Annotated in this window: 31 protein-coding genes; 13 read left to right on the top strand and 18 right to left on the bottom strand. The window is 56.0% G+C overall.

Annotation, left to right across the window (positions count from 1 at the left end; all coding sequences use genetic code 11):
• Positions 1-197 precede the first annotated feature (197 nt).
• Positions 198-6977: a hypothetical protein gene (locus tag KR52_RS06520; RefSeq protein WP_038553866.1), complete on the bottom strand. Its 6780-nt coding sequence runs from the start codon at positions 6975-6977 to the stop codon at positions 198-200.
• Positions 6978-7810: 833 nt separating this feature from the next.
• On the opposite strand from KR52_RS06520, the gene KR52_RS06515 reads away from it, so the two are divergent.
• Together KR52_RS06515 and KR52_RS06510 are read left to right on the top strand one after the other, a co-directional pair.
• Positions 7811-8200 (top strand): AbrB family transcriptional regulator, encoded by a 390-nt coding sequence (locus KR52_RS06515; protein WP_038553864.1) that lies wholly within the window; start codon positions 7811-7813, stop codon positions 8198-8200.
• Positions 8201-8797: 597 nt separating this feature from the next.
• Positions 8798-9088 carry a 2Fe-2S iron-sulfur cluster-binding protein gene (locus tag KR52_RS06510; protein WP_038553863.1) on the top strand — a complete coding sequence of 97 codons (291 nt, stop codon included), beginning with the start codon at positions 8798-8800 and terminating at the stop codon, positions 9086-9088.
• Positions 9089-9117: 29 nt separating this feature from the next.
• Here the strand turns inward: KR52_RS06510 and KR52_RS14925 are convergent, their stop codons facing one another.
• From KR52_RS14925 to dcd, 3 genes are all read right to left on the bottom strand, one after another.
• Positions 9118-9279 carry a hypothetical protein gene (locus tag KR52_RS14925; protein WP_156957623.1) on the bottom strand — a complete coding sequence of 54 codons (162 nt, stop codon included), beginning with the start codon at positions 9277-9279 and terminating at the stop codon, positions 9118-9120.
• A gap of 127 nt (positions 9280-9406) precedes the next feature.
• Positions 9407-9535: a hypothetical protein gene (locus tag KR52_RS15245; RefSeq protein ID WP_256382093.1), complete on the bottom strand. Its 129-nt coding sequence runs from the start codon at positions 9533-9535 to the stop codon at positions 9407-9409.
• A 120-nt stretch (positions 9536-9655) separates the two neighbouring features.
• Entirely contained in the window at positions 9656-10180 is a 525-nt protein-coding gene (dcd, locus tag KR52_RS06505; protein WP_038553860.1) for a dCTP deaminase, read from the bottom strand.
• Between the two features lie 21 nt (positions 10181-10201).
• Between dcd and KR52_RS14920 the strand changes: the two genes are divergently transcribed.
• Positions 10202-10462, top strand: coding sequence for a hypothetical protein (locus tag KR52_RS14920; RefSeq protein ID WP_216725510.1), 261 nt, complete (start codon positions 10202-10204; stop codon positions 10460-10462).
• 102 nt (positions 10463-10564) lie between these two features.
• Here KR52_RS14920 and KR52_RS14200 read toward each other — a convergent pair whose 3' ends face one another.
• The 3 genes from KR52_RS14200 to KR52_RS06490 form a co-directional block, all read right to left on the bottom strand.
• Positions 10565-11179 (bottom strand): hypothetical protein, encoded by a 615-nt coding sequence (locus KR52_RS14200; RefSeq protein WP_156957621.1) that lies wholly within the window; start codon positions 11177-11179, stop codon positions 10565-10567.
• A 225-nt stretch (positions 11180-11404) separates the two neighbouring features.
• Positions 11405-12031 (bottom strand): MarC family protein, encoded by a 627-nt coding sequence (locus tag KR52_RS06495; protein ID WP_038553857.1) that lies wholly within the window; start codon positions 12029-12031, stop codon positions 11405-11407.
• A 378-nt stretch (positions 12032-12409) separates the two neighbouring features.
• On the bottom strand, positions 12410-12748 hold the full coding sequence (locus KR52_RS06490; protein WP_256382203.1) for a PspC domain-containing protein: 339 nt from the start codon (positions 12746-12748) through the stop codon (positions 12410-12412).
• 41 nt (positions 12749-12789) lie between these two features.
• On the opposite strand from KR52_RS06490, the gene KR52_RS14195 reads away from it, so the two are divergent.
• Positions 12790-12930, top strand: a complete 141-nt coding sequence (locus KR52_RS14195; RefSeq protein WP_156957620.1) for a hypothetical protein — start codon at positions 12790-12792, stop codon at positions 12928-12930.
• Here KR52_RS14195 and KR52_RS14915 read toward each other — a convergent pair.
• The 5 genes from KR52_RS14915 to pdeM all read right to left on the bottom strand — a co-directional run bounded on the left by KR52_RS14915 (position 12911) and on the right by pdeM (position 16126).
• On the bottom strand, positions 12911-13201 hold the full coding sequence (locus tag KR52_RS14915; protein ID WP_371257701.1) for a hypothetical protein: 291 nt from the start codon (positions 13199-13201) through the stop codon (positions 12911-12913). The genes KR52_RS14195 and KR52_RS14915 overlap by 20 nt on opposite strands.
• A 9-nt stretch (positions 13202-13210) precedes the next feature.
• Positions 13211-13408, bottom strand: coding sequence for a hypothetical protein (locus tag KR52_RS06480; protein ID WP_038553853.1), 198 nt, complete (start codon positions 13406-13408; stop codon positions 13211-13213).
• Positions 13409-13436: 28 nt separating this feature from the next.
• On the bottom strand, positions 13437-14006 hold the full coding sequence (locus tag KR52_RS06475; RefSeq protein WP_038553852.1) for a 4'-phosphopantetheinyl transferase superfamily protein: 570 nt from the start codon (positions 14004-14006) through the stop codon (positions 13437-13439).
• A 3-nt stretch (positions 14007-14009) separates the two neighbouring features.
• Positions 14010-15380: a hypothetical protein gene (locus KR52_RS06470; protein WP_371257706.1), complete on the bottom strand. Its 1371-nt coding sequence runs from the start codon at positions 15378-15380 to the stop codon at positions 14010-14012.
• Positions 15381-15451: 71 nt separating this feature from the next.
• Positions 15452-16126 carry a ligase-associated DNA damage response endonuclease PdeM gene (pdeM, locus tag KR52_RS06465; RefSeq protein ID WP_038553848.1) on the bottom strand — a complete coding sequence of 225 codons (675 nt, stop codon included), beginning with the start codon at positions 16124-16126 and terminating at the stop codon, positions 15452-15454.
• 88 nt (positions 16127-16214) lie between these two features.
• Between pdeM and KR52_RS06460 the strand changes: the two genes are divergently transcribed.
• Together KR52_RS06460 and KR52_RS06455 are read left to right on the top strand one after the other, a co-directional pair.
• Entirely contained in the window at positions 16215-16394 is a 180-nt protein-coding gene (locus KR52_RS06460; RefSeq protein WP_038556961.1) for a hypothetical protein, read from the top strand.
• An 87-nt stretch (positions 16395-16481) separates the two neighbouring features.
• Positions 16482-17555 (top strand): transporter substrate-binding domain-containing protein, encoded by a 1074-nt coding sequence (locus KR52_RS06455; RefSeq protein WP_038553845.1) that lies wholly within the window; start codon positions 16482-16484, stop codon positions 17553-17555.
• 9 nt (positions 17556-17564) lie between these two features.
• On the opposite strand, the gene KR52_RS06450 is transcribed toward KR52_RS06455, so the two are convergent.
• The gene (locus KR52_RS06450) at positions 17565-17801 is read right to left on the bottom strand and encodes a CopG family transcriptional regulator (protein ID WP_038553844.1); all 237 of its coding nucleotides are present in this window, start codon (positions 17799-17801) and stop codon (positions 17565-17567) included.
• Between the two features lie 85 nt (positions 17802-17886).
• Between KR52_RS06450 and KR52_RS06445 the strand changes: the two genes are divergently transcribed.
• Positions 17887-18489, top strand: coding sequence for a PCC domain-containing protein (locus KR52_RS06445; protein WP_038553841.1), 603 nt, complete (start codon positions 17887-17889; stop codon positions 18487-18489).
• Entirely contained in the window at positions 18431-18706 is a 276-nt protein-coding gene (locus KR52_RS06440) for a DUF6737 family protein (RefSeq protein ID WP_371257700.1), read from the top strand. The genes KR52_RS06445 and KR52_RS06440 overlap by 59 nt, the downstream gene beginning before the upstream one ends.
• Positions 18707-18771: 65 nt before the next feature.
• Here KR52_RS06440 and KR52_RS06435 read toward each other — a convergent pair whose 3' ends face one another.
• Together KR52_RS06435 and KR52_RS06430 are read right to left on the bottom strand one after the other, a co-directional pair.
• On the bottom strand, positions 18772-18972 hold the full coding sequence (locus KR52_RS06435) for a hypothetical protein (RefSeq protein ID WP_038553838.1): 201 nt from the start codon (positions 18970-18972) through the stop codon (positions 18772-18774).
• A 43-nt stretch (positions 18973-19015) separates the two neighbouring features.
• Positions 19016-20551 (bottom strand): NAD(P)/FAD-dependent oxidoreductase, encoded by a 1536-nt coding sequence (locus KR52_RS06430; RefSeq protein ID WP_038553836.1) that lies wholly within the window; start codon positions 20549-20551, stop codon positions 19016-19018.
• A gap of 44 nt (positions 20552-20595) precedes the next feature.
• Here KR52_RS06430 and KR52_RS06425 point away from each other — a divergent pair, with 44 nt between their 5' ends.
• On the top strand, positions 20596-21135 hold the full coding sequence (locus KR52_RS06425) for a rhomboid family intramembrane serine protease (RefSeq protein ID WP_038553835.1): 540 nt from the start codon (positions 20596-20598) through the stop codon (positions 21133-21135).
• 1 nt (position 21136) lies between these two features.
• On the opposite strand, the gene KR52_RS06420 is transcribed toward KR52_RS06425, so the two are convergent.
• The gene (locus tag KR52_RS06420; protein ID WP_038553833.1) at positions 21137-21868 is read right to left on the bottom strand and encodes an AhpC/TSA family protein; all 732 of its coding nucleotides are present in this window, start codon (positions 21866-21868) and stop codon (positions 21137-21139) included.
• A gap of 277 nt (positions 21869-22145) precedes the next feature.
• Between KR52_RS06420 and KR52_RS15100 the strand changes: the two genes are divergently transcribed.
• From KR52_RS15100 to KR52_RS13605, 3 genes are all read left to right on the top strand, one after another.
• Positions 22146-22466 carry an FAD-dependent oxidoreductase gene (locus tag KR52_RS15100; RefSeq protein WP_084221953.1) on the top strand — a complete coding sequence of 107 codons (321 nt, stop codon included), beginning with the start codon at positions 22146-22148 and terminating at the stop codon, positions 22464-22466.
• Positions 22360-22599: a hypothetical protein gene (locus KR52_RS15095; protein ID WP_253912465.1), complete on the top strand. Its 240-nt coding sequence runs from the start codon at positions 22360-22362 to the stop codon at positions 22597-22599. Before KR52_RS15100 ends, KR52_RS15095 begins: the two co-directional genes overlap by 107 nt.
• A 196-nt stretch (positions 22600-22795) precedes the next feature.
• Positions 22796-23200 carry a hypothetical protein gene (locus KR52_RS13605; protein WP_071840185.1) on the top strand — a complete coding sequence of 135 codons (405 nt, stop codon included), beginning with the start codon at positions 22796-22798 and terminating at the stop codon, positions 23198-23200.
• A 104-nt stretch (positions 23201-23304) separates the two neighbouring features.
• Here the strand turns inward: KR52_RS13605 and KR52_RS06405 are convergent, their stop codons facing one another.
• Together KR52_RS06405 and KR52_RS15240 are read right to left on the bottom strand one after the other, a co-directional pair.
• A complete protein-coding gene (locus KR52_RS06405) occupies positions 23305-24681 on the bottom strand; it encodes a hypothetical protein (RefSeq protein WP_038553827.1) in 1377 nt (458 codons plus the stop codon).
• A gap of 570 nt (positions 24682-25251) precedes the next feature.
• Positions 25252-25377 (bottom strand): hypothetical protein, encoded by a 126-nt coding sequence (locus KR52_RS15240; protein ID WP_256382199.1) that lies wholly within the window; start codon positions 25375-25377, stop codon positions 25252-25254.
• A 223-nt stretch (positions 25378-25600) separates the two neighbouring features.
• Here KR52_RS15240 and KR52_RS06400 point away from each other — a divergent pair, with 223 nt between their 5' ends.
• Positions 25601-25870 carry a hypothetical protein gene (locus KR52_RS06400; protein WP_038553826.1) on the top strand — a complete coding sequence of 90 codons (270 nt, stop codon included), beginning with the start codon at positions 25601-25603 and terminating at the stop codon, positions 25868-25870.
• Positions 25871-25881: the final 11 nt, after the last annotated feature.

The following is a 25881-nucleotide window of genomic DNA, read 5'->3' as shown; positions in this document are numbered from 1 at the left end:
CTCATCCTTGCTTGCATCTACGCCTCACGCGAATGGACGGGATGATTGAGATCAAGTGGGCCAATGTGGCCAATGGCTTTGGACAATTTCCATATCAAAGTCCATCAATGGAATTGTTCAGTACGTCGAAGCCCTGTCGGCACGATGAAGCCATGGGGCGACCAGAAGGATTAATCTGTGTTGTGTAAGCCTGCTTGTTAACCATCATCTAGAGTCGTCACGGTGGATGCCACAGCAACGATGTTGGTGCTGGCATTGGCCGTGATGACACCATCACCTTCCATCGTGATGGTGTAGTCCTGGATGCCAACGGCATTGCCGGTGGCGGTGGCAATGGCACTGCCGGTGACGGTGGAGGCCAGCACGGTGTTGCTGATGTCCGCCACGGCATTGATGTTGCCGTTGACCATTGCATTGCTAACAAGACCATCCATGCCGATGCCAGTGACGTCTGATGTGGCCTGGGCAACACCATTCACACTGCTGGAACTGGTGTTGAAGATGCCTTGAGCTTGGCCATCGATGGTGCTTTCACCATCAAGGCCGCCTTGCAGGTTCACTTTCTGAATACCAAAGAGTTCAGCCATGCTGTTAGAGACAGCGATACCCGTGGTGGTGGTGGCTGAGAGATCAGCGGCAGCATTGGCGGTACCCGTGATGTCTCCACCGGAGGGTCCGGCGGTGACCATCGCATCTCCCCCGTCTGCTCCACCAAAACCACCAATACCGATAGCGGTGAACGTGGCCGAGCCTGTTCCACCACCGGCGGCTGCATATGCATTGCCCGTGGTGGTTTCAGCGCTGACGCTGAATGCGTCATCAATGAGGTAGGCGTCACCGTATTGATCCCAGTCGCCGATGAAACCACGGCCGCTCACATCACCCGCACCACCAATTTCGATGTTGTTGTCGCCGAGCTTGAAGCCCTCCGAGTTGACGTTGCTGCTGGCAAAAGCGATTGAGTGAACTCCATAGGCGAAGGCAGAACCTTGGTTGACGCCATCGGCGAGCGCGTTGCCGTCACCGTTGATGGTGATATCTCCATCGGTCTCGGAGAAGTCACCGCCAATGGCATCAAGATTGACGCTGGCCTGGACCCCGTCATTCGTGCTGTCGCCAATGGTCATCGCCTCAGCGTCGGCGACCATCTGGGCGATCTGGGTGACGTTGCCGTTGCCCAGGATGTCGATGTCACCGGAGGTGCTTTCGCCGTCAGCATCAAAGCCTCTGGCCTCAGCTTCAAGAACAGCTTCCGTTGTCTCGCCGTTGACGCTTTGGGCGCTGGCGCTGAAATCGCCAACCGCGAGGGCACGGGCGCCCCAAGGGCCGTCCACATTGCCAGCGACGTCGAGGTCCATGCCCTCAGCGCCTTTGACCCTGACGCTTGTGGATTCAGCGCTTGCATCGCCGGTTCCCGTTTCAGCTTCCGTGGTGAGGACGGAGTTGCCGTAGCTGAGAATGCCGTCGTCGGTCAGGCCAAACTCACCGGTGGCATTGCCTGCAATATCAACAGATCCATTCTCGAAACCAATGGCTTCTGATCGAATCCCCGCTTTGGCAACAGCATCACCGGTGACGGCGTTGGCGCCTGAGCTGGCCGTCAGTTCACCGCGGCTGTCGAACTGCGTTGCATTGCCTTCAATGTCGTAACTGGTGTCATCGCTACCAACAACGTCGTCACGGAAAGCGGTCTTTGCTCTTGCATCACCAGTGGTGGTTGATGCGTTGGCCGTTTGGGTGCTCCGAGCCAGTGCATTGACATCAGCATCACCATTCAGATCCAGTGTGTTGTCGTCACTGTTGATGCCGGTGACATCATTCGAGCCCTCGTCATTGACCTCAGCTGTTGCATTGTTCGTGGTGGCTGATGCATCGGCGGTGCCGACATTGGTGGCCTGAACGCGCAGGACGCTGTCGCCGGCGACGGAGAGAGCGGGTTCATCAGCACTGTCACCAATTTCAAAACCGACGGTGGCAAGATTGTCGGCCTGAGCTGTTGCATCGCCTGTCGTTGTGGCAGCTTCTGCGAAGGAGTTGCTGGCAGCGGTGGCGATGACCTCGGCATCACCGGCGACATCAATGTCGGGATGTGCTTGGAAGTGGGATTCCCTGTCGATCAGGATGCCGTTGACTTCACCTTGCACCGACGTTGCATCAGCACCGCCGGTGGTGGCTGCAGCAAACGAGGTGTTGCTGCTGGAGGCGCCACCGGTGAGCGCTGCATCACCACCAACATCAACGCGGCCCTGAACGTCGTAACCCGTGACGTCACTGTCGTAAGTACCGCTGTCTGCATCAGCGGTACCGGTGACGGTGGTTGCCGATGCGGATCCAACAACGCTGGCTGTGCCTGCAACATCGGCATCACCACCAACATTGAGGTCATCAATCAGACCCGTGGTTTGATCAACAGATTCATTGGCTGTGGCATCGCCAGTGGTGCTCGATGCAGTGGCGTCATTGTTGACCACAGCATCACCGGTGACCTTGGCATCGCCAGCCACATCGATCCCGTCTGAACCGGCACCAATCAGATTGTCGTCAAAATGAGCACCAACAACGACATCAGCAATGATCTCGGCAGTTGCATCGCCGGTGCTGATGTCTGCATGGGCAGATTGAAGAGCAGAGGCATCTCCAGTAGCACCAAAATCACCCTTGATAGTGATCAAGGCGCCAGAGAATACACGTTCAATCTGATCAGACGTCAAAGGAGACAGATTATCTAGTTTTTGTGCATTGAGTCTTATACGGGTCGGTTGACCCATTGCCACTTCACCGGTATCGGTGTTTCGTGTATAAATAAAAGATTTACCCTTATCGGCAACAAAGTTTTCAACGTCCTGCAGAGAAAGAAAGGCAAATGTATTTACACTGTCCGAAGTCTGTATATCGGGGCTGAGATCGTTGGCCGCTCCTGACGAAAGAGGGAAATCGAATGGGGGAGAAACAATTAATTTCTGATCAGCAATAACTTCGTCAGTGATCGGTCTGGCTGTCCTCTTTGACAAAACAAGCTGTTGACTACTGGGGGCTTCAATCCCTTCACTAGCTCTGTCGTCCTGAATTTCGAAGACTATGTGTCCATCAAACGTACCAAGGATACTAACGCGGTCGGCATTGTTCGGTACCGTGTCGCTATTGATGGTGATGCCACCTTGATGGATGCCGATGACCTCAGTAAGGCTGCTCTTCGCATGAGCTTGATCTGATGACTGATCACCAGTACTGGATGCGACGGCCCGAGTTACGGCCGAACCACTACCGCTGAGGCTGACATCTCCACCAGAAGTAACATCGGCATCAAATTCAACGCCCTCAGCACCAAAAGCCTCTACATCAGCATTAGCAGAACCCGAGCCACTCGTTGCCAATGCAGTGTCATCAAGCGCAGCATTACCAGTGACAGATATGTCACCGAAACTCTTCAAAGCATCAGAGAATTCTGCGCCAACGACCTCATCATCAGCTTGAAAGCTGGCTTCAGCATTGCCATGAATGGTCCCAGCATTGGCTAAGCCAATGCTGGCGGCTGCACCGTCAACGCCCACGAAGCCAGAAGCCTCCGTGGCCAATCCTTCTCCACCGCGCTGATTCACACCAGCGACCTGAGTCTGTTGAAATGTCGTTGCCTTTGCAAGGCCTTCAGTTGTAATGGCTGATGCCGTTTGATCGAGAACGGCATCACCATCAAGTACAACATCAGCCCCCTGAACAGTCTCATAATCGATACCGTTCAATCCCCCCGACTCAGCCGCTGCATCTGCTTCTCCGTGGGTTGTCTTGGCAATGGCAGTTGCTGAGAGTTCAGCACGACCTTCAACCGATATGTTGCCTTCTGCATCAAGGAGATCATCAAGATCAACACCTTCAAGTTGGTCCTCAAGATCCTCGTCGAAACGTTGCCGGGTATCGGCATTGGCGTTGGTGTTCACACTGATGGCCGATGCCTCTAAATCAACATCGGCTACACCAACAATTTCAGCATTAGCTTCAACATCGGTATGATCGAGTTCAACGGCTTGAATCTCATTCACAAAGCTGACTTCAGCTGTAGATCCTGAGTTGTCGCCATCTGGGTTGACAGTCTCGGCGTAGGCGGTGCCGACCAAATCGATGGTGCCACTGGCAGAGAAAGCGCCAGCAGCATCAATGTCATTGGATTCAATTGCCCTGACCCCCTCTGCCCCTTGAACGCCCGCATCGGCATCACCGCTGGTGGTGCCGGCAGAGGCCGCCAAGGTGGCATCAACATCAGCCTTGAGGGTTGACTGTCCGCCCGAAGTTAATTGATTCTCGATATTGAGTCCGTTGATTTCGTCAGTGGTTGAATCAGCAGCGCTATCACCAGTGACAGTTGATGCATCAGACTGAATAAAAAGATCAGTATCAGCGGTAATTACCGCATCAGCATTAACAGAAAGATCTGCGACATCGACCGATTGAACCAGACCAGGCTTGGCAGCATTCTTACCTTCTGCATCTGAGGAAGCCTCTGCATCACCAGTGGTCGAAGACGCAACTGAAACAAGAGATATATCCGCACGACCTGCAAGGTTGGCGTCTTTTCCAACTGTGGCAGAGTCCCCAGATGATTGGCGACCACCAAAGACAAGGCCTACGGCCTTACGCGTAAGGTCTGAATCTGCACGGGCGCTACCGGTTTTGATTCGCGCGACACTGCTCAATAAAGCTTGTACATCACCATCGGCATCCAGATTTCCATCAACATTCAGTCCAGAACCACCACCGACTGAACTGAAGTTGCTCCCTAATCCTCCAATAAGTTCAGCATCAGCTGTCGCGCGATCAGCGGATGAGTCGCCAGTACCTGCTGCTTCAGCAGATAGCACCACGTCAGCTTCGCCATCGATAACAGCATCACCGGATACATCGACCAGTGCTGCCGATCCTTTAACTTCTACACCTTGAACGAAATCACCAGACGTGGCCAATGCTTCCGTTGAGCCACCAACGGTGAATGCATTTGCATGCAGTGACAGATCAGCCGAGCCATCAAGCAGCACATCCGCTTCGACGTCTAAATTCTGCTGAACATTGACGCCCGTAAAACCAACAATTTTACCAGTATTAATAAGAGATTCAGCAGTTGAAGAACCTGCTTTGGACTCAGCGACTGCTGATAATTCAGCCAACGCATCGCCAACAATGGAAGCCCCACCATTCAGATCTATTGGAGATTCAGCATCAAGAACAACACCCTTGACTTGACTGCTATTTTCAGACCCTTCACCAACAGAACGAGCTCTTGATATCGAATCATCATCAACACTCTTCGCACTTGAATCCAGTGCTACGAATACATCTCCATCGACATCCAAATAACCATTAACCCTAAATTCACCTTCTTCGCTGGTGGATTGATCCAAGCCAATCACAGATCCAGCTTGAACAGCGGTACTTGTTACGCCAGCGGCGGAACCCTTCGTGTTGCTGGCACTGGACTCAACAACAACTGACGCATCGGCATCAACAGTGAGATCAGCGCCTGCTTCAGCATGGCTTGAATTGAGCACACCGGTTACATCTCCACCGAGCTCACCAAGAGATTCAGCACCACCGGTGGTGATATCGGCCTGAGCGGTTAAGCCAAGTGCAACAGAACCGGCGATCGTTGAGACACCTCCAAGATGGAGGTTGTCTGCATCAACGCCGGTGATATCGGCGTCAATAGCCTCATCCCTATCGTCGCCCGCCGTGACGCTGGCTTTTGCACCATCACCACCATCAGCTTCAGTGACAGACGATGCAATGGCTGCTTGGTCATTGACAACGGAGCCTGTGATGATCGAGGTGCCTGCCACATCGAGCGTGTTGGCACGGATACCCGCGCGCAAGCCACTGGAATCAACGGCTGTTGCATCACCTGTTTTGGCATCGGCTGTTGTTCCGCTTTCATTATCAACAGTGCCTTCAAGGATGGCGGCATCGCCACCAACTTCAATCACAGCTGCATCGATGCCAATGGTTTCGCCAGAACCGATGGCACCCTCAATGCCAAACCTGTCAGAAGTATTGGTTGTGGCACTCGCATCACCGGTTGAGGTAGATGCTACTGAGCTGTAAACATTGTCAACTTCAGCCGTGATGTTGGCATTACCAGAGACAGCAATCGATGCACCACCAAGGATGGATTCCACATCATCAAGCACGACATCGCCATCAGGTGTCACTCCCCCAGTAGCGGTAATACCGTAGTTATATGTAGCGCCTACAAATGCAGCGGCGTTACCATCACCCACCACAATGGCGGATGCGCTCATCGTGTTGGGGTCGTCTTCCGTACCTACGGTGACGGCGAGATCAGCATCGCCTTCAACATCAAAAACATCCCTACTAATACCAACACCGGTGCGCTCAGTGCTTTCGCTCTCAGCGGTAGCGTTATGAGTGGTTGTTGAAGCACTGGCGCTGATGGTGTTGTCGTTATCAACCGTGCTGTTGTAGTCGCCCTCAACATCAATGGTGCTGTTGCGGATGCCGAATGTGCTGAACTCGTCGGCAGCGGCATCAGCATTACCTGTCTCGGTGCCGGCCACAGCAACGGTGCTGTTGTCAACGACAATGGTCTGGCCATAGTCGCCACCAATGGCTTGATCGCTGTCAATCAGGCCACCGGTTCGCGCTCTGGGAGCTGGCCTTCCGTTTGAATCGTTATGGGCGTCTGCTGTGGCATCTCCGGTGGTCGTTTCCGCATCGGCGGTAACGCTCAAAAGTTCACGGGCAACGAGAGTGGCATTGCCTCCAGCAGTGACCGGGGAGTCGATCACAGCAGCAGATTCTCCACTGTCTGCTGTGGCACTGGCGGGGCCGTTTGTGTTGTCGGCATCCGCGCTGACGGTGTTCACGCCGTTTTCAGGTGCGTTCGCGATCAGTGTTTGGTCGCCCTGAACCTCTTGAGGAGAGCCATCGACCGCGTTGGCGGCATGGTTCTCGGCGTTTGCAGTTGAGGGCATAACAGCGATCCGTTGCAGTGCATGAGTGCAGGGTCAGGCGAAGAATTCACCTCTGAATTCACCTCTGACTGCTGGCTGAGCCGGAACCTGGCCAAGGCCTGCTCATGCAATAGTTTTTCCTTAGATGCATCAAGCTGTCAGGCAAATCCAAGTAATTCGGTGAGTCGGCTTTCTTGCAGACAAGAAAAGAGGTTTGCCGTCTTTTCCAGACTTTTTATTTGCCCAGAAAAATCTACAGAGATGTCCAGGCAGATTCACTCACAAAGTGCCTTCAAGATCAGTCAATCAATCACACAAAACTCCATGTTCTTCCATTACATCATGATCGATCCATAGAGTGGCTGTCTCGCCTCTGCTCCAACCGTTGGCTCCATGGGAGAGAGACACGATATGGTCAACTCCTCAGGTCAAAACATTGGCCTCCACGAGTACGAAAGGCCAACGGCTATGGCGAGATAACCAGCTCAAGACATCACATCAAGTGACATAGCCACGGTGCAGGAATACCAAGACAAGAGATGAACCACCATCTGAGTCGATCTCGAGAGACCCTCTTCAGCCACGCTCTTGCTGGAAAACTGAACGAGGCGAGAACCCTGACGCGAGATCAGCATTCAAGCCCCAAGTATGCAGGGCATTCATACGAGGCGTGGACGACACTTCGAGGGACACCGAAACAGGTCATTGAGCGCTCTGATGAAGCAGCTTTGCTCGGGTAAGCACTTATCAAGCCAGAGCTGCTCGTAAGACCAGTGTCCGTTGATTTGCCACTAACTGTTGACAGGTATCAACGAAAACAGCTATGTAATGGTGATCTGATGAGAAACAATCCAATGCTCACTGGCAGCGATCTTCTGTCGAAGGTGAAAGATCTTGGTGACGTCTCCAAGTCTGACCTTGTGCGGTCATGCGGCTATGTATCTGAGAAGAAGGATGGCGGCGAGCGCCTGAATTTCACCGCCTTCTACGAGGCTCTACTCGAAGCCAAGGGGATCAACTTCACCACTGGTGGAGCGGCCATCGGCAAGGGCGGACGCAAGCTCAGTTACATCGCGAAAGTGCAGGGCAATGGCAATCTGCTGATCGGCAAGGCCTATACGGCGATGCTGAATCTGGAGGCCGGCGATGAGTTTGAAATCAAACTCGGAAAGAAAGCAATTCGCCTGATCCCCACAGGTGCGGCTGCAGAGCACAGCGAAGCTGCTGAAGCCGTTGAGGAGTGAGGAGGACGTTGCCTCCAAACCTGCTTCATCAAAGCCCTGCCACTTCTGTGGCAGGGCACATACAGCTTTGAGATGGAGATTAGGAGTTCTCGAGGTCTGAACGTCGCCCCGAGCTGGAGAGGCTGACCGTTCAGATGAGAGCCCGAGCCCCATCCCCTTTTGGCAGACCTTGATTGAAGCAACGTCTTCAGACTGAGACTATTGCTGTCGTGACGATGGAAGCTATCACAGAGGCTGCGCTACGGGATGAAAAACACGACGAAGCCTTGAAAGCCCCAAGATCGCCGTGGCTGTGATTGGTTGCCTGGGTCCTGATCACAACAGCACCCATTGGCTTCGGAGCGATCGATGTCGATTTCGCCCTGGGCTGACTCAGAACACAATGGCACCGACTTGCATCGTTGAGGTTTGGCCGTAGCGATGCATGGTTTGGATGTGGTAGCGACACGGATTTGATCGACCAGATCAGAGATCAGTGACATCAATATCAATTTTGCATGAATTGCTACTTCGATCCCGAAATCTTTCTTGAAACCATCAGCACCAGTGTTCAATCAACGTATTCATAAGTGCATTGATTCAAGTCAATTCAATCGAATGACCTCTTATCAAGTCACGATCACCACATCAGAGGGTTCATCCAGCTTTCAGTGTGCTGCAGATCAATACATCCTCGATGCAGCAGAAGAAGCTGGTGCTGATCTTCCCTATTCCTGCAGAGCCGGTGCATGCTCCACCTGTGCGGGCAAAATTTCAACTGGTTCTCTTGATCAATCGGATCAGAGCTTCTTGGACGATGAACAAATCGCCCAGGGGTTTGCCCTCCTATGTGTCGCCTATCCAACAAGCGATTGCCAAATCAAGGGTGAGGCGGAAGAGGACCTCTGACAACCGACTGGGCCTGCAGCAGAACGGCTTTAGGCAGCCATAGATTTGAAATCCTGCTCGTTGCTCAGACTCTGCTTCTTGATGTGCATGAGCACATTGTCTGCTTCTTGAACGAACTTGTCTCGACACCACTCATCAGGTACGCGACCAGCCGCATTCATCAAAGTGATGTATTGCTCCTCGAGTGTCATGACTTTGATCCGCTAAGGGGAGGATGACAGGGATGGCAGGCCATGCAGTAGCCGCTACTACCTCACACTCCAATAGCGTGAGCAATGACGAAGATCACAACCTGGGAGCACCGGCAGACAAGTTCTATCAAGACTTGGACCGGCCAATCACCACATTCATGAAGCGACGCTGCTCAGGCTGACTCATAAGAAAGCTGAGTAGCACGTGGATGACATCGACCGCATCATGCACGGCAACAATCCCGACGGTGCGCATCCCCAATGAATGCAGCAAGCCCGATGCAGTGCAGCCAACAGCTCAACACCAGCATTGAAAGCCTTGATTCCCCTTCAACAAGGGAACCCAAATGACGAACTGGGACACCTCAGCACATCCCTAAAAACTGCTCTGGCTCTGTCCGGCGAAGCGGCCCTCGTAGTGCTCTGCACCATCCATCCGCTGAAAAATGAACTGACAGATGGGCGTTCCCGGCACCACCGCCAAGGGTGCCGGACCGAAATTACTGATCTCAAGCACCTGCTGACTGTCGATCCTCGGCCCCATAAACGGTGCACTGATATGCACCATCAGGCCTAGACGAGCAAAACGACTGCGACCCTCAAGCCAGCCGCAGAGGCCCGGGCCAAGCTTGAGTCGCTCGCGGGTGATTCCCAAGACGGTCTCCCCCGGCATGATCAGAATGTGTTGACCATCCGGAATCTCAAGCTTGTCAGTGAATTCGCGGTAGTCGGTGTGCTCGCGGACATCAATGACTTCATGCACCTTTCGGAACACCCGGAAGGTAGAAGCGAGGGTGAGATCCACGGATGCAGGCCCAACGTGGTCGGCGATGAAGGGAGTAATCGCGATCAATCCATCGTCAATCGCCTCAAGAATGGCTTTGCGTCCAAGCACCACCATGGGGAGATCTTGCTCTGGGCCATGAGTATGGGCGAAATGCCAACCAATCGACTTCACACGTTCGAGCCTTATCAAGGGGCAAGGCAAACCACCAGTACCGCCATTGGCCTTAATGCATGGGTCGACGACGGAGCAGCAAGGCTTCGTTATAGTTGTTTACAAAGAAATGCAACTACGCCCATGGCATTCGACACCCAAGACCTTCTCATCGTTTTTGGCAGCTTCGGCATGGCCCTTTTTGCCTTGAACCTCTACAAGCTGACAAAGCCGGCCAATAGCTGATCAACCGGCGCTAACTCAGGTGCTCCTTGATCCACCCTTAGCTCTGTGCATTGACTGGGCCAGGCAGCAGGATGAATGAACCGATACCGAGAGCAGCACGCTTCATTGAAAATTTGAAATTGATCTAGCGTCCTCATACCTCCACCTACCAGGACCATCACCCAAACGGAAAATATCAACTCCTCTCCAAATAATCTCATCTCCCAGCGTAGAACATTCATACATAAACTTTTTACCATCATCCTGTCGCGTGTAATCAATGCGAACGATTGATGAATCCCAGTTTACCGTTCTCATAATCGATGGATCATGTCCCAGAATTGACCCTAGATAACGTTTGCACGTGTCAGGCGACAAGTCTCGATGGCTCCATGCATATTGATCATCATTGAGAACAGACACGCATTGCTGAAGATGTCGCAACCGCCCTGCCTCTGTTTTACAAACATCAGGATCAAATGGCTCAGAGAATAGAGCCGCTGTTACTCCTGCAACAGGAAGGGCCAGAAAAAGGCAAATCAGTAGAGTTCTTGGTAAAAATCGAGACGATTGAATTGGCTTTGGAGACTGACAATCAGCATCCACCTGTTCAATCACAGAAGTCGCCTCCGAATATCCACGTGATCTCAGTTTCCTCCTGACATCAGCCTCATTCTCCGCATTCAAGGTTAATTCTCGTTGACGATGGCCCATCGTCACCTGAACTTTAAATTGCATAACCCATATCCAAAGTGAGGCTTTTGCCTTATCAGTAATATGCCTTTGTTTGGCGAGCCCCTTTATGTAGGAGGCTGGATAATCCGATGAGAATCATCTGAATGGGGATGCATCCGAAGCACCATCTCCAGACGGTTGACGATGGCCATTCCCGTTGCAGAACACATCAACCCATCGAGAACTCTGTGATGGGCCTACGCTGCCTCAATCAATCGTGGAACAGATTCACGCCGCTGTTTGGCTCAGCGATGGGAAGACTGACACAAGACCGTTAATCAACATCTGAATGGCGATGGCGGTCAAAAGCAATCCCATCACCTTCGTTAGCACTTGCAACGCGGATGAACTGATACGACTGGCGATACGATCTCCAGCCGCAAAGACGACATACACCACCAAGCCGAGCAACAGAACCACCAAGCTGATGCCCAGCCGACCACTCAGGCTTGCAGCCATTGGGTCAGCAATCACAACGGTTAAGGTTCCCGGACCAGCAAGAAGCGGAATCCCAAGAGGAACGACACCCTTAACAGATGACGACTGGTCGCGAACGACTGACTCCGGGTCGTGGTGCTCTGGAGGCGTCTTGGAACGCAGCATCGAAAGTCCAATCAAGACCACGATCACGCCACCGGCAATCTGAAAAGCCCCACGGCTGATGCCGAAGAACGCAAGAAGATTGTTTCCAATCCATGTGGACAGCAGCAGGGCGACGATGAATGTGAAGGCTGCGCTGCGGGCAATCGCACGATCCTGGCGAGGATTACCGTTGGTGAAAGAGAGATAGATCGGCAGGTTTCCTATTGGATTGGCAATGGTGAACACACCAACTGCGGTATGCAACAGAGACATCTGTCATCGAATGCTTTGCACTCATTGGTAGACCCCACAAAACAAAGAAGCTCGAATCCACGGTTTTTACTCAACAAACCTCTTCAGCCAATGAAGCTGGCGACTGGGTTGCTCATGGGCGTTGCAGGCAGACACATGTCCTAAAGCCTCGAAACGTGAGCCCGGCTCCTCCACCAGGCCTGGAGCCCGTCAAGCCCCATCGCTCAGTGGGTGAACGATAAGGTCTCTCATCAATGTTAAAAACCATCGCAGCGGTCGAAGGATTGATGGGCACGCCATAACGAAACAATCAATGAAACATCCCTTACAGCCAATTTATCTTGATTGATATCGAGAAGACTTCATACCCCTTGCTTCCGGCACTACAACCTCACAATATCAATCGATTCCGAGCTCTTTTTTTCTCATCTTTGCGTACTCGACCTCTGAAATCAGACCCTTTTCTTTCATCTCAACGAGCTTCATCAAATTTGCCTCCAACCCCGGAAGTTCAGAGATTTGATTCACGCTGTTCACACCTGCCTTGCCTGCAGCCATCTCTTTCGTTTTGGCCATGGGCCACGCAAGAGCTAAGGCGAAGTAAATAACAATTGGGAAAAAGGTAAAAAAGCCGCCCACTAAAAAAAGAAGCCTCCAGCCAGCCGCAGAACCCTTCCCCGCAGCCTCCAACCCGGAACATACGCCGGCGAGTTGACTTCCCTCTTTAACGCGATAGATCTGTGATATTGGCGTGGGATGGGTTGTTTGGCTCGTGCCTGATGACTAGAAGTCTTGCCCGTCCCGCGACCTGGCACATCACCCGTTCGAGGGATCTTTACGCGGCGTCTCAAGGCTCCTGGCGAACGGGCAAGGCCCTCAACACCGAAGCCAAAGCAAGCTTCAGCGCCGAGGAAGGCTGACCCGATACATCGTGTCGTCGGCTGGCTTCCACTGCACGAGATGCAAGCGGTCGATCTGGTTGGCGTCCAAGCAGTCCCAGATTGTTGCCCCAGAAAGTGTAGCCATTGACCAAAGATCGCCCTGGCTCTTCATCTGCTTTCGGTTGCGATCTTTCCATTCCGTCCAATTAATTGTTGGATAGGAACCAACCTGCTCACTGAGAATCACCAACGTGAACTCCACTGAAGTCGAACTAAAAACCGTCCAGGATTCTATGTTGTTGGCCTGCAATCGTTAGCTTCAGCGATCTGACTTACGCCAGATCCGCCAAACGAGCCAACCTGTCACCCCAAGCCAGAGAAACGCTGCAGCTGAGAGGATCGGAACAACGATCAGATAGCTCCAGCCCCCCAAGGCCACCCAGGCCAGAAGAGACGTCATCAACGCTTTCTGGAAATTGTTGGCCTCGGCGATGCGTTCCTGAAGACGAAATCTCACACCGCTGCTGGAGGCTCCATTCCTTCCCTTAGCAACGGATGCATTCAGCGACAGCAACGCTGAAACCCTCCTGTTCCCACAGGTAGAGGGCATAGCGCGAGCCATGCAGCGATGCCTCAGCACCGTCGGGCGCAATCTTCACATGGGCGAGTCCACCACCCAGCCCAAGGCCCGCTGCTTTCAACACAGCCTCCTTCGCCGTCCAGGCCTGAATCAGCGACCAATGCCGCAGGAACACCGTCGCTTCAGCCGCCGAGGCAAACAACCTGTGAGCCAGGAGCTCGGGAGCCACCCGCAACGGCCGGTCAAGCGCCTCGATATCGATGCCAATCGGATCAGGCCCCAACACGCCAATGGTGAGCGAGCGGGTGTTGGAAATGCTGTGGTGCAAAGACTGATCACGCAACTGCGGCTTGCCATAGATCGTGCGGCCGATGTCATCCACGGCAATGGCGTGGCCTGCATCGGCGAACAAACGGCAGGTGAGCCGGTCACTCAAGGCACGTTGCACAACACGCGTCGCGGGCTGAGGTAGGCGCGCCACCAAGACCCGGCGTTGGGTGCCAGGGATCGGCCACCAGGAGCAAACAGCGTCCAAGACTCAATCCTGCAAAACCGGGAGAGGAGCGGGCGGCAGGGGAGGAAGATCCGGCGGCGGGGGAGCCTCCTGAAGCAGGTCAGGCGGAACGGCATCCACCGGTTCAGCCAGGAGAACCTCAGCTGGATTGGCCGCCGGCTCATCGAGAAAGGTCGGCGGTGGCAGATCGGGGGGTAACGGCGCAAATGGCTGCGGCTCCGTCCAGTTGTCGTCCAGATCGGGTTCAGCCGGCTCCAGCTCCCGGATCAAGGCCGGCTGCTCCCGCAGGACCAACGGATCCGCCGTGATCGGAGGTTCCCGCAACGGCGCGCGATCCAGATCCACGCCGCCGCCTGCATCCGCGGGCACCCCAGGCTTGGTGGAGCTTGAGGGCCCCCAGATCATCCGGGCCACAGGTTCGACACCTTGTTCCATCACCCGGTTCAAGCCCGCCAGGGCGCGATCCACGAGATGGTTGCCAAAGGAGCTCACACAGTCAACGGGGCCATCACAGGCCTCATCCATCACGAACCGTGGCGTCAGACCCGCCATCAGATTTCCCTGCAGAGGGATCTGACGCCGACTCAACCGCAGCATGTAGGGCACATGCACAAAGCTGGTTGCCCCGCCACTGATCCAGTTGGCATCTTCTTCGGTGAATCCCTTCACCCCAGGAATGATGAAGCGGCTCTTCGATGCATGGTCTGGCATGTAGGCCGCCAGGTAACCCCGGCGACGGGCCAGCTCCTTGCTCTGCTCCAACGTCAGGCCGTCACGGCTCATCAAAACTTCCATATGACCGTCCTGACGCAGGCCCATCACCATGCGGATCCGCGGTAGGTAATACCGGATCCTCTGGCCCATGCTGATGCTGTAAGCCCCCTTGTAGCTGTCGGGCGGGGCCTCGATGTCGTTGTAGAGGCTGTGGAGGCCACCAATGAACGTGTCGTACGCCTGGCTGCGGGCATCGGTCAGCTCCCCATAGCCGAAATCGATGCTGCCGTCGTGGCGGATGCCGACGTAGGCCCGCTGGCGGGAGGCCGTGCGGTTACGCCCTCGCCAGACCTTGCTGCCGAACTTGAGATCACCCAGAGGAACAGTGATCTCACGTCCAGCGTTGTCCACATGGCGTTCGTACATCGGGCCTGACACATAGGCCAGAGCAGCACTGTCCTCGTAGGCATCCTGTTCGCGATCCCAACCTTCCAGCAACCCGAACCGCACCCGTCTTGGATCGAGATCCAGGGCGTAGACCTCGTCATCCGGGATGTAGAGAAAGGGCTCGGCATCCCGCCGGCGTTGCTGGGCAGGATCGACCTGCTGCACTTCACGATCGGAATGCTCAGGTGCGACAGGCGCCAGCCCGATCAAGCCACCGAACACCACAAATGGCATCGCCAGAAGCAGCCAGCGCTTGCGCAGCCGAAGGCGCCGCTTGGCTCGGGGTCGCCGCTCAGCAGGCTGAGTCACGCGAGTCTTCGCTCTCGGTTGTGGGGGAGAGGATCGAACCAAGGAACGATGGAGCCGTCGGCCACCAGCCATTGCTGGTAACGCTCGCCGCAGTCATGGCCTCCCGTCAACTGCCCGAAGGCAGGAATCACCAGACGCGGACCATCCGGATCGAAGGCGAAACAGGGCAAACGCAACTGATCTGAACGGCTTCGAATCCGTGTCGTGGGATGAAGGTGACCACACACATTCAACAAACCCGGCTCTGGAACCCTTTCAGGCATGTGGCTCAACCAGAGATTGCCAAGACGCTGGGAGGGCTGCTGGGGCAAACCTTCAATCCAACTGCCTTGGTCATGGTTTCCACCGATCAGAACGACAGGGCAACCGCAGAGATCGGGCAGAGCCAGCAACGTGTCGCGCAGCGGAGCGGTGATGCCCAACCGGGCATGTACAAGATCACCCAGAACAAACAAGCGCTCAGGCGAGCGGGCATGGCAGAGGGCAAGCAGTGGATTGAGGGTTCCTTGATCACCGTCGCTGGGCATGGGGATGCCATGGGCCTGAAACACCTCGGCTTTGCCGAGGTGCAGGTCGGCGACGAACAGCTCGCGCCCCTCAGCGCGCCAAAGCGCCCGTTCGGGCAGGAACGTCAGCGGGCTGTCTCCCCAAGCCCATTCCATGCCAGTCATCCACGGGACAGATCGAGGATCTGTAGCGCTGGCTGCATCCGATGTCCGACGTCGTGCCTCAAGCTCCATGCACTTCAGAAAACGCATTGTGGCGCGTGGCAAGGGACCACACCAGCTCGCAGGTTCAACCCTGCGATCACTGGAACAACGGTTGAACTTTCTGGAAGCCCACGGCCGCTACGAGTGTGCCTATGCCCTGAGGATGGAAGTGGCCGACTGGTTGCTCGGTGCCGGGGATGCCAATCTGATCGCACCATCCCTTCCCTGACTTTTCCATGACCATCGCCCTGCTGATCGCGCTGGCGGGTTCACTGGCGGCCATGGCCGTGATTGTGCGGCGCCTGGAACAACGCTGATGCGAACGGTTCGACGCTGGTCCGTCGTCCTCGCGCTCGCTTGTTTCAGCAGCGCACCGCCCCTGCAGGCCAACCAGCTGAAGGTGGGGATCAGTGGCTCCGCCCCCTTCGTGATCGAGGACGGCAACACCAGCAGCGGCATCAGCCTCGACATCTGGCGTCGCGTCGCTGAAGACAACAACCTCAGCTACACGCTGATTCAACAGCCATCACCCCAAGCCGGCATTGAAGCTGTGGACAAGGGACGCATTGACGTTCTGGTCGGTCCGATCAGCATCACGTCCCGCCGCCTGGCCATCCCCGGAATCGACTTCACCCAGCCGTACTACCTGGGCAAGGCGGGGGTGTTGCTCCCGCTGAACCCACCGTCGATCCTGAGCCGCGTCGGGGTGTTTTTCGGCTGGGCGGTGATGTCTTCGGTCCTGGTGCTGATCAGCGTGCTGCTGGTGGTCGGCAGCCTGATCTGGATGGCCGAACGGAACCACAACAGTGAGCAGTTCCCGCGGGCCTGGCTTCCCGGCATCAGCAGCGGCATGTGGTTCGCCCTGGTGACCTTGACCACGGTGGGATATGGCGACAAAGCACCCATCACACGAACAGGCCGGGGGATCACGGGGTTCTGGATGGTGATCTCGTTAGTCGCGGTGTCGTCCCTGACCGCGAGCCTCGCGTCAGCGTTCACATTGTTTCTCTCCGGCGCCACCGAAACGGCGATCAGCCGACCTGATCAGCTCAACGGGCGTCGTATCGCCGTCGTGGAAGGCACCAGCGGCATGGAACTTGCCCAACGCGGAGACATGCGAATCGTGGCGGCACCCGATCTCAAGGGAGCCATTCAATTCATGACCAAGAAACAAGCCGATGCCTTGATTTTCGATCGACCCGCCCTTCGCTATCACCTCAAAAACAATCCCGATCTCGCCCTTCGCCTCGCCCCCTTCACCCTTGCCGAAGAGACCTACGGATTCGTGATCAAACCGAACAATCCCCTGCGGACTCCGATGGACGTCTCCATCCTCAGACTTCAACGGCGGGGTCATGTCGAAGAGATTGCCAACCGGCTGCTGAATTGAGCGAAAGCCTCACCCCAGGGAACGATGCCGGCGCAGGGCCTCTTCCAGCAGATAGGCGGCCAAATTGCCGCAACTGCGCCCCTCGGCAAGGGCATGGCGCTTGAGGTCATCCATCACCCCACGGGGCAGGGTGACGTTGATGCGCTCCGAACCGGCGGCGTCCGCCACCGCAGCCGTGCTGGGCGCCGCGGCCTGGCCCTCGAGCCGCTGCTGCAGCTCCTGAACCAGATCCTGAAGGAGAGACACGATTTCGTGAAAAAATATTCACAATATATAGCCAATATCGTGCAAGACAAGGTTGCGTAATCTTGAGCACACTTTTTGAGGCGCCATGCACTCCCTGCCGCTGAAGCTCGCTCCCGGCAGTGACCTGCGCCTCAGCCTCGAAGAGCTGGCCCAACGGGACGGCATCAACGGCTTTGTGCTCGGCGTGGTGGGCAATCTCACCAAAGCGTCGTTTCAGTGCCCGGGGCAGGCCAACCCCACCGTGCTGGAGGGGGATCTTGAGGTGATCACCCTCAACGGAACCTTCTCCCCTGAGGGCGTGCATCTGCACCTGAGCCTCTCGGATGGAGCCTGCCAGGTGTGGGGCGGCCACCTGGAGCCCGGCACCATCGTGCAGAAGGGCGTCGACCTCCTGATTGGTGTGCTGGAGCAACGCGAAGGCCGCCCCGGGCGCCAAACATCAGCGCCACGGGTGGAGATCGCCGTTCTTCCCGGATGCCCCTGGTGCAGCCGTGCCCTGCGCATCCTCAGAACCCTGGATCTGCCCCACAGCGTCACCACCATCAACGATGACGACGCTTTCCAAGCCGTGCAACAACGCAGTGGAATGAGCACCTTCCCCCAGGTGTTCATCGACGGATCCGTGATTGGTGGCTACGACACCCTCGCTGCCATGCAAGCCGCCGGTGAACTCGACGCCCTCCGCTGAATCTCGGGAACAACCACCCTTCTGGTCGCTCAAACCTTGGTGGTGCCAGCCCTGGTCCATCCTCGTCACAGGAGTGCTGATGGTTAGCGGGTCCTGGGCCCTGCTGCATCGCCTCTGGATCAGCCTTCCTCTGGCCCTGGGCGTGCTGGCCTGGTGGTTGCTGTTTCTAGTGCTCGTCCCCGCCGCCTACCGATCCGCAGCGGAGCGGAACGGTTGACATCCTGAACATCAGCTGTTGAACGGGAACCGAGAGATCAAACCTGGAGCGACCTGCTCTCGGGCTCAACCCTGGCGTGAGGCTTCTCGAAAACTCTGCTTCTCCTGGAGAAGCTCCCCCTCCAGCTGCTCAATCAGACGGCTGACCAAGGCCTGGAATTCCGGCTGGCAACCACGGAATGCCGCCTTGTGACGGATCGGCTCGTTGCGCATGCGCAGATCGGTCAACATCAATTGCAGCGAATCAATCCGGGCGTTGGAATTCATGGGCTGCGACGGCTTTCCGAAGGGAGGTTATGACGCAGCTGTTTCAAAGCTCCAGTTCACGCAGCAGACTGTTTTGTGGCTCGCGGCCGAGGATCGCATGGGCCGCCATAGCGCCACTCGCCGCCACGGGAGGGATTCCGATCCCCGGGAAAGTGCTGGCACCACAAAGCCAGAAATTGGCGAGGGGGGTCGTCACGCCAGGAAAGAGGCCTTCAGCCGCTGAAAGCGCAGGGCCATAACTGCCTTGATGCACATTGAGGAAATGGCGGTGGGTCAGCGGCGTTCCCTCCATGATCAACTCGCAGCGGTGGCGGATGTCGGGGATACGGCGTTCCAGCACCCGCCAGAACACAGCGCATCGCTCGTGTTTTCTCTGCTGATACGCCGCACTGTCGCGCTCCAGATCAGCCCAGACCTCCCAGGGTTCGCTGGCCGGGGTGTAGGCGTGCAGCACATGGTGACCCGCCGGCGCCATGGAGGGATCCAACACCGATGGGATCGACAGCACCACAGCATTGCGCTCTGCATCGATCCCACGCTCCCAGTCATCAACCCAGACGGTGTGGATCGGCAGATCCTCCAACCCCGCGGCATCGAATCCCAGGTGCAGGTGCAGGAAGCCGTTGCAAGCTGGCGTGGCCCGGCGCTGACGCTGCCACTTCGGCGCCACGGACGCCGGCAGCAGCGCAAGGGTGGACCAGATGTCGGCGTTGCAGATCACCTGCCGCGCCGCAATCTGCGTTCCATCCGCCAGCGTTACACCCACAACGCAATCCCCCTCCACCTGCAGTTGTTGCACCGCCGTGCCCGTGTGCAGGCTGCCGCCATGGGCTTGCAGGCCACGCACCAGGGCCTCAACCACAGCGGCACTGCCACCAACGGGGTAGTCGAGGTGGGCCTCCGGCTCGAACCACTCGCCGAACAGCGTGGCCATGGCTGCGGCGTTGGTGTCTCCCATCGGCATGCCGCTGATCAGGAAGGAGAGGAGATCCACCCAATGCCGCAGGAAGGGATCACGGAGATGACGATCCACCAGGGGCCCAAAGGAACCGGAGAGGTGACGCATCGCCGCCAGGTGCGGCAACAGGCGTCCGCCGCGCTTCAGCAGTTGCGCCATGCCATCCACCCCAGGCCGCAGGGCCAAAAGGGGGAGAGCATCAGCGGCGGCGGCAATCGGCCGCAGTGCCTCCACAAAACGTCGCCATTCCGCGGCCACCGCGGGGCCGCGCAGGCTGCGCACCACAGCCTCAAAATCGTCATGCCCCACGGCGATGCGCAGATCGCCTTCCGGCAGCAGCACATCCCAGGTGCGATAAGGGATCACTTCGACGGTCTGCCCCAGGGCGCGCAGCACCTGGGTCAGTGGATTGCTGCTGGGCCATTGCCCAAGGCCACTCCACAGGGACGGCCCGGATTCAAAGTGATAGCCCTGGCGTTGAAAGCCATGGGCGGCCCCACCGGGATGGTGGTGGGCCTCCAGCACCAGCACCTCACGGCCGGCGCGGGCACACAAACCTGCGGCGCACAGTCCACCGATGCCGCTGCCGATGACCAGAACGTCGACGTCACTTCTGATCATCCGCTCAGCATCCGCGTCATCATTGTGGTCATTGGCGCAAGACGATGCGCGCTCGACTGCTGCTCCCCCTGCTGATCCTGGCCGTGGCCTGGGCTCAGGAGCTGATCGATCAACTGCTCTTTGCGGGGCAGTGGAACCTGCCGATGGGGCCAGATCAACCGTGGTGGGGGGTCATCACCGCCCCGTTCAGTCACGCGGGTTTCGGGCATCTCATCTCCAACAGCCTGGCTTTTCTGCCCCTGAGCTGGCTCGTCCTCAGCCGGGGGATGCGCGATTACCTGAGCGTCTGGCTGTCGGTGCTGGTGATCAACATTCCGGTCGCCCTGTTCTGGCCTGCCCGCAGCCATGGACTCTCGGGCGTGGTGTATGGACTGCTGGGCTACCTGCTGTTGATCGGCTGGCTGGAACGTCGCATCCTGTCCATCGCCCTGGGGCTCGTGGCGTTCTGGCTGTACGGCTCCGCGCTGATCGCCTTGATTCCCGGCATTTCACCCGCCGGCGTCAGCTGGATCGGCCACAGCGCAGGGTTCATCGGTGGGTTGTTGGCGGCACTGGCGGTGTATCGCGAGCCCACCGCCCATTGATTCAGGACGGAGACAGGACCATGTCGAGAAACGCCAGGGGGCGATTCATGGTGGCGGAGTAGCCCAACAGAGATTGATCGCGATGGCAGTGGAGCACGCTGTCATCAACATCGAACAGCACGGTGGCGCCGCGCTGGGTGATGTAGTCATCACAGGGCACGTAGGTGCGCCAGTGCCGGAGCACTTCATTCATGTTGCGCAGACGCTTGGTGGCGAGCTCAAACGGTCGCTGAAACCCCGCACCACCGGCCCGGCGGAAGAGAGCCCCACGGAAGCGCGGCAGTGGAAACGCCTCGACCCACTCGTCGTCCTCGAAGATCTGGGCAGCCGAGCGATCCCCCGTGTAGCCGCGCAGCACCTCGCCCAGCGTGCCTGGTGAGCCCACGCCGGCGCACATCAACAGAAAACCAGGCCAGGGCCCACCGGGGAGCTGCAACCCGGATTCCAAACCTAGAGTTTCATGCAACACCGGCGATGCATCGGCGATCAGCTGCTGCCGAGGGAACCCGGTGAAGGCAGCGAAGCGCTCGGCGCTGGCGGAATTGCCGATGCCGAACAGTTGAACCTTGACCCCAGCCGTGGTCAACTCGGGAAGCCTCGGCACCAACGCCTGGGCGTATTCGATCGAATCGAAATCCCCAAGCTGGCCGAGTACAACCACAAGGCGCTTGCAGCCGCTCTCCATACCGGGGATTGCGGAGAGACGATCAAGCAGGGGCTGAAGGGGAATCATGGGACCGCGTTGACAACCCGATCAACACAAGGGGGCTGTTGTGAGCGACAGCCTGGCAAAGGCCAACACCTCAAGCGGACCGCTGCAGATCTGATCCAAGACCAGCAGGCCTTGCAGACAGATCGATTCGAAGCAGGGAACCTGGGCTGGAAAGAAACTCGGCTGGATGATCGAGCCATCTCATTCACGCATCACAAGTCAGCCGCAACCAAAGATCATCAGGTCAAATCAACATGGTCCAAATCGAACGCATTTTCAGCCCTGATGTGTTGTCACTATTGGCGGTGGACTTGCAGGAATCACAGCTGCCCGCGACCTCCAGCAACGTGGACTTCGAACTGTCGTTATTGAAGCCAACGATCGCCTTGGCGGTCGGACTTACACCGTCGAGGATGAGGGTTGCCCAGTTGAGCTGGGCGGGACGTTGATTCACTGGACGCAACCGTTCATCTGGGCAGAAAAAGAACGCTATGGACTCGAATGTGATGACCTTGGCTCGCAGCGCGGACTCAGCACTGATTGGCAGCTTCACCTATCACCGCGGCGAGCATCAATCCCGACTGGCAGGCTTCAGCTTGGAACCCAATGCACTGGATAAACCCGTCGAGGAGTGGCAATCCATCTTCAAGGCGTACCTGCCTGAGCTCGAGATCATCCGCACCTTCGGACACCCCTGGGGAACGGACCCGTTGTCGCAGGGCAGTTGGTGCAACAACCGCCCAGGTCGGTGACGCGCTTCGCCGAAGCTCTTCCCCTCAGAGAAGACAAGCTGTTCTTTGCCTCCGGAGACCATGGGGACGGTTGACGGGGCTTCATGGAAGGGGCCATCGCCAGTGGATCACAAACCGCAATGGCTGTTCTGAAAGCGTTCGGTCAGGGGTGAGCAGACACACGACCTGAGAGACTCACACCAAAGGAAGGAAGCAGGTGGGCAAGAAATCTGGTTTCACCAGTGCTGAGATCGAGGAGATCAAGCGTCTCTATTTGCAGGAAGGACGGTCTATCCTCCAAATTCCCAAAATCCTGGGCAGAGGCAGTGAAAACTCCGTGCGTAACGCACTGAACAAGGCACGGGTCAAACATGCTCCCGAAGAACGCACAAAGCTAGAGCGATTCAAACCGGATCAAGTCTTTGGAAACGTCACTCTTTTGAAACGACTCAAAAAATCAAAAAAGCTGAAGTTCCATGCACGATGTTCATGCGGCTACGAATTTGACGTTGATCCTTTTCGGCTGACCCTGCCGGAGCATCACAAAGACAGAATATCTGCATGCCAACGCTGCAGCAGCAAGAAAATTGATTCAACCGCTGAGCCATATAGCAAAAGATAAGACCTGCAGAAGCCCAGCAGTCCCTTGGAAAACCAATCAGGCCAGACCCAGCAAAATGCAACAGCACAATTTCAATCATCAGGCAAAACTTTAATATTCAGTCTTCAATCCATCATGCTTTCTTGAAGCACTCTCATCAACATCCGGACGCCATCATCAGATTTCAACTTAGAGTAATCAGCTTCACCCACGAGATGAAACTCCCGAAGGTCATCCAAGAGTTCCGGATGGAACTGAAAACTGAATGAACGACGCACCTTTCGCGTTTCATCATCAACGTAGCTGATACAGGTAGCAGCAACCTCTGTACACGTCTTGCCGTCCGAGCTGGTAGAACAGAGAATCTCTACCGACGTAGGGAGATCAAGCAACCAAGACAACTCAGAGAGAATGACCGTCCTCCTCGCAGAAAGCAACATCTCATGCAACCGCGAATAGGCCCAATTCACAAAAAGAATTGCTTCTTCATTAACTTCGTCGCTGTGAAACATAACTATGTTTAGATTTTTCTCATACGAAATCGACTCTTCGACAATCCCACTGTACCGATCGCTGGTTTCATCATGCTTGATGAGAAGCCTTTTCATCGCCTCCGAAGGGTGAACACCACTATGGGAATAGTGCTGGAGCTCACAATGACCCACCTCCGGCTGCTCGTTCAAAGCAACAGCAAAAAGGGGATCATTCCAACCTGTCGCCACAACATGGCCATCCTTGAGGATTTTCAAGCCTGTCCCAACAGCCTCAATCTCATCACACAATTCCATCATCAATTGATATTGATATGACTCAACCTCAAGAACATTCGCTAACTTCTTCCGCACATCAACTACAGCCTTTTTGATCAGATTGACGTGGGACTGGGCCACCAACTGATGACCAATACAAATAAAGATATGCGGAGCACTTTTATGACTCCGAGAAAGAAGCAAGGACTCAACAACTTCGTGAAGCTCAGAAAGCCCAATTTCCTGATGATCAAAACTGGATGCATCCTTAGCCGTTGGATGCCCACCTTCAACAAAAACAGCGAGAGATGTTTCGAGGACATGCCCCAACATCTCTTGATTCAAGGGTCCAGTCTTCCAAAGCGGGAAAAGAACCGAATCGCAATCAGCAATTAAGCGAGATAGATGCGCAATGTTACTGGACGCGCGAACATTTTCACGAATTGAATTCTGACCAACGTGCTCAGCAGGCTCAAGAATGCAAACCGCGTTCCGATACGACTCCGGATGACGTATCAACCATTCAAGCTCTTGATGGCCTCCAACCACCTTCTCAAAGGGCGGCTCACCCCAGGTGCGACCAGCGAGCGTCAACGGTTTCACGCGAGGCGCGGCTTCCAGCAAATTGGATGAGATTCGATCACGCAGAAAGTGTCCAATCAAAGCAACCACCGTTGCACTGCTGCTTGCATAACAGTTGAACCAATACGTGTTTTTTCGCCAATTCATATTGCTGAGAAGGGCACGTTTCATTGATTGAATCAATAATTACAGACTCAGGCAAAACCAGATGTAACAACGGCGTCTTCCCGCAAAAAACGGGACGATACAAAAAACCAGCAAAATAATTCCATCAGGTACAAAAAAAGCAAGTCCAAATCGATTCAAACCACCTCGCCTTTTGACAACAAAAGAACGCCAAGATCAACAATTCAACTCCACCTTGATTCATCCAGCACCAGGAAAGTCTGATGACATGCAAGTTTGCAGGCCCCCAGTTGTGATTCAGCCCTTGAGGGCATGGCCATCCTCCCTCTGCCCTGCAATCAACTCACCAGGTGTGGCAACAAATCGACGCGGTCATAAGCAACCTCAGCACCACCAATGATTCATCTCAACAAGCATCGGAGAAGGCATCGGAAAAGCCATCGCCATGAACAGGTCCGATCCCTTCGAATGGCCACGTTGTGGACCCAATCAGGGCGCATCCCGCACCAAGAGGAGCCACAAGGACGACGGCTTGACGGTCAGGGATCAGCACAATGGGGTGATGAGACATCTGCTGACAGCACTCATCGCGTCCTGCGCTTTGACCATTCCGGTTCACGCTGCGGAACCGGTTCCCCTCGTGGTGGTTCCCTTTGATGCCGCATGGGGATCGCGGCGTGTTCCCGTCAAGCCGGCAGCAGTACTGCCCCCACCTCCAGTGCCCGCCTGGAGATCAGACACTGCGGCTCAAGTCGAGCCCACACCTCGACGCCAGGGTGGGTGCCGAGGCGGTTGCTGAACCCAGAACCTTGGAGATTCAAGATGCGACTTGTAGCTTTGACGATGGCCACGCCACGTCTTAGAGGCCTAAGGGACAACAATCATCGACACTCGCTGCAAAAAGCATGGATGTGGGCTTCGACAGCCGCTACCGGTTCACGGTCGCGTATCGCACGGCTGATCTATGAAAAGCTTGCTTGCCCCCTGTTGGGCCCTGCTGCTGTTGGGGCTGCCGGCTGCGGGGCGTGCCGAGTTCGATGAGTGCCGGTTGATGAATCAAGTTCTGAGTCGGCTCGGCAATGCCATGGCGATCAACCGGGCGATCATCGCTGAAAGCAAAGACAGCACAGCCGTTGCGGTTGCCAGCGAAGCCCTGGCCCAGCAGAACGAGAGCTACCGACGCACGAAACGCCAACGCGCCAAGGCAGGGTGCGATGGCTGGGGACGGGACTGACTTGCTGTCTG

Origin of the sequence: Synechococcus sp. KORDI-52 (genome assembly GCF_000737595.1) — a bacterium.
In the GTDB taxonomy this organism is placed as follows: domain Bacteria; phylum Cyanobacteriota; class Cyanobacteriia; order PCC-6307; family Cyanobiaceae; genus Parasynechococcus.
The sequence above is the reverse complement of the archived record's forward strand: the minus strand, read 5'-3'. Positions and strand labels throughout refer to the sequence as shown.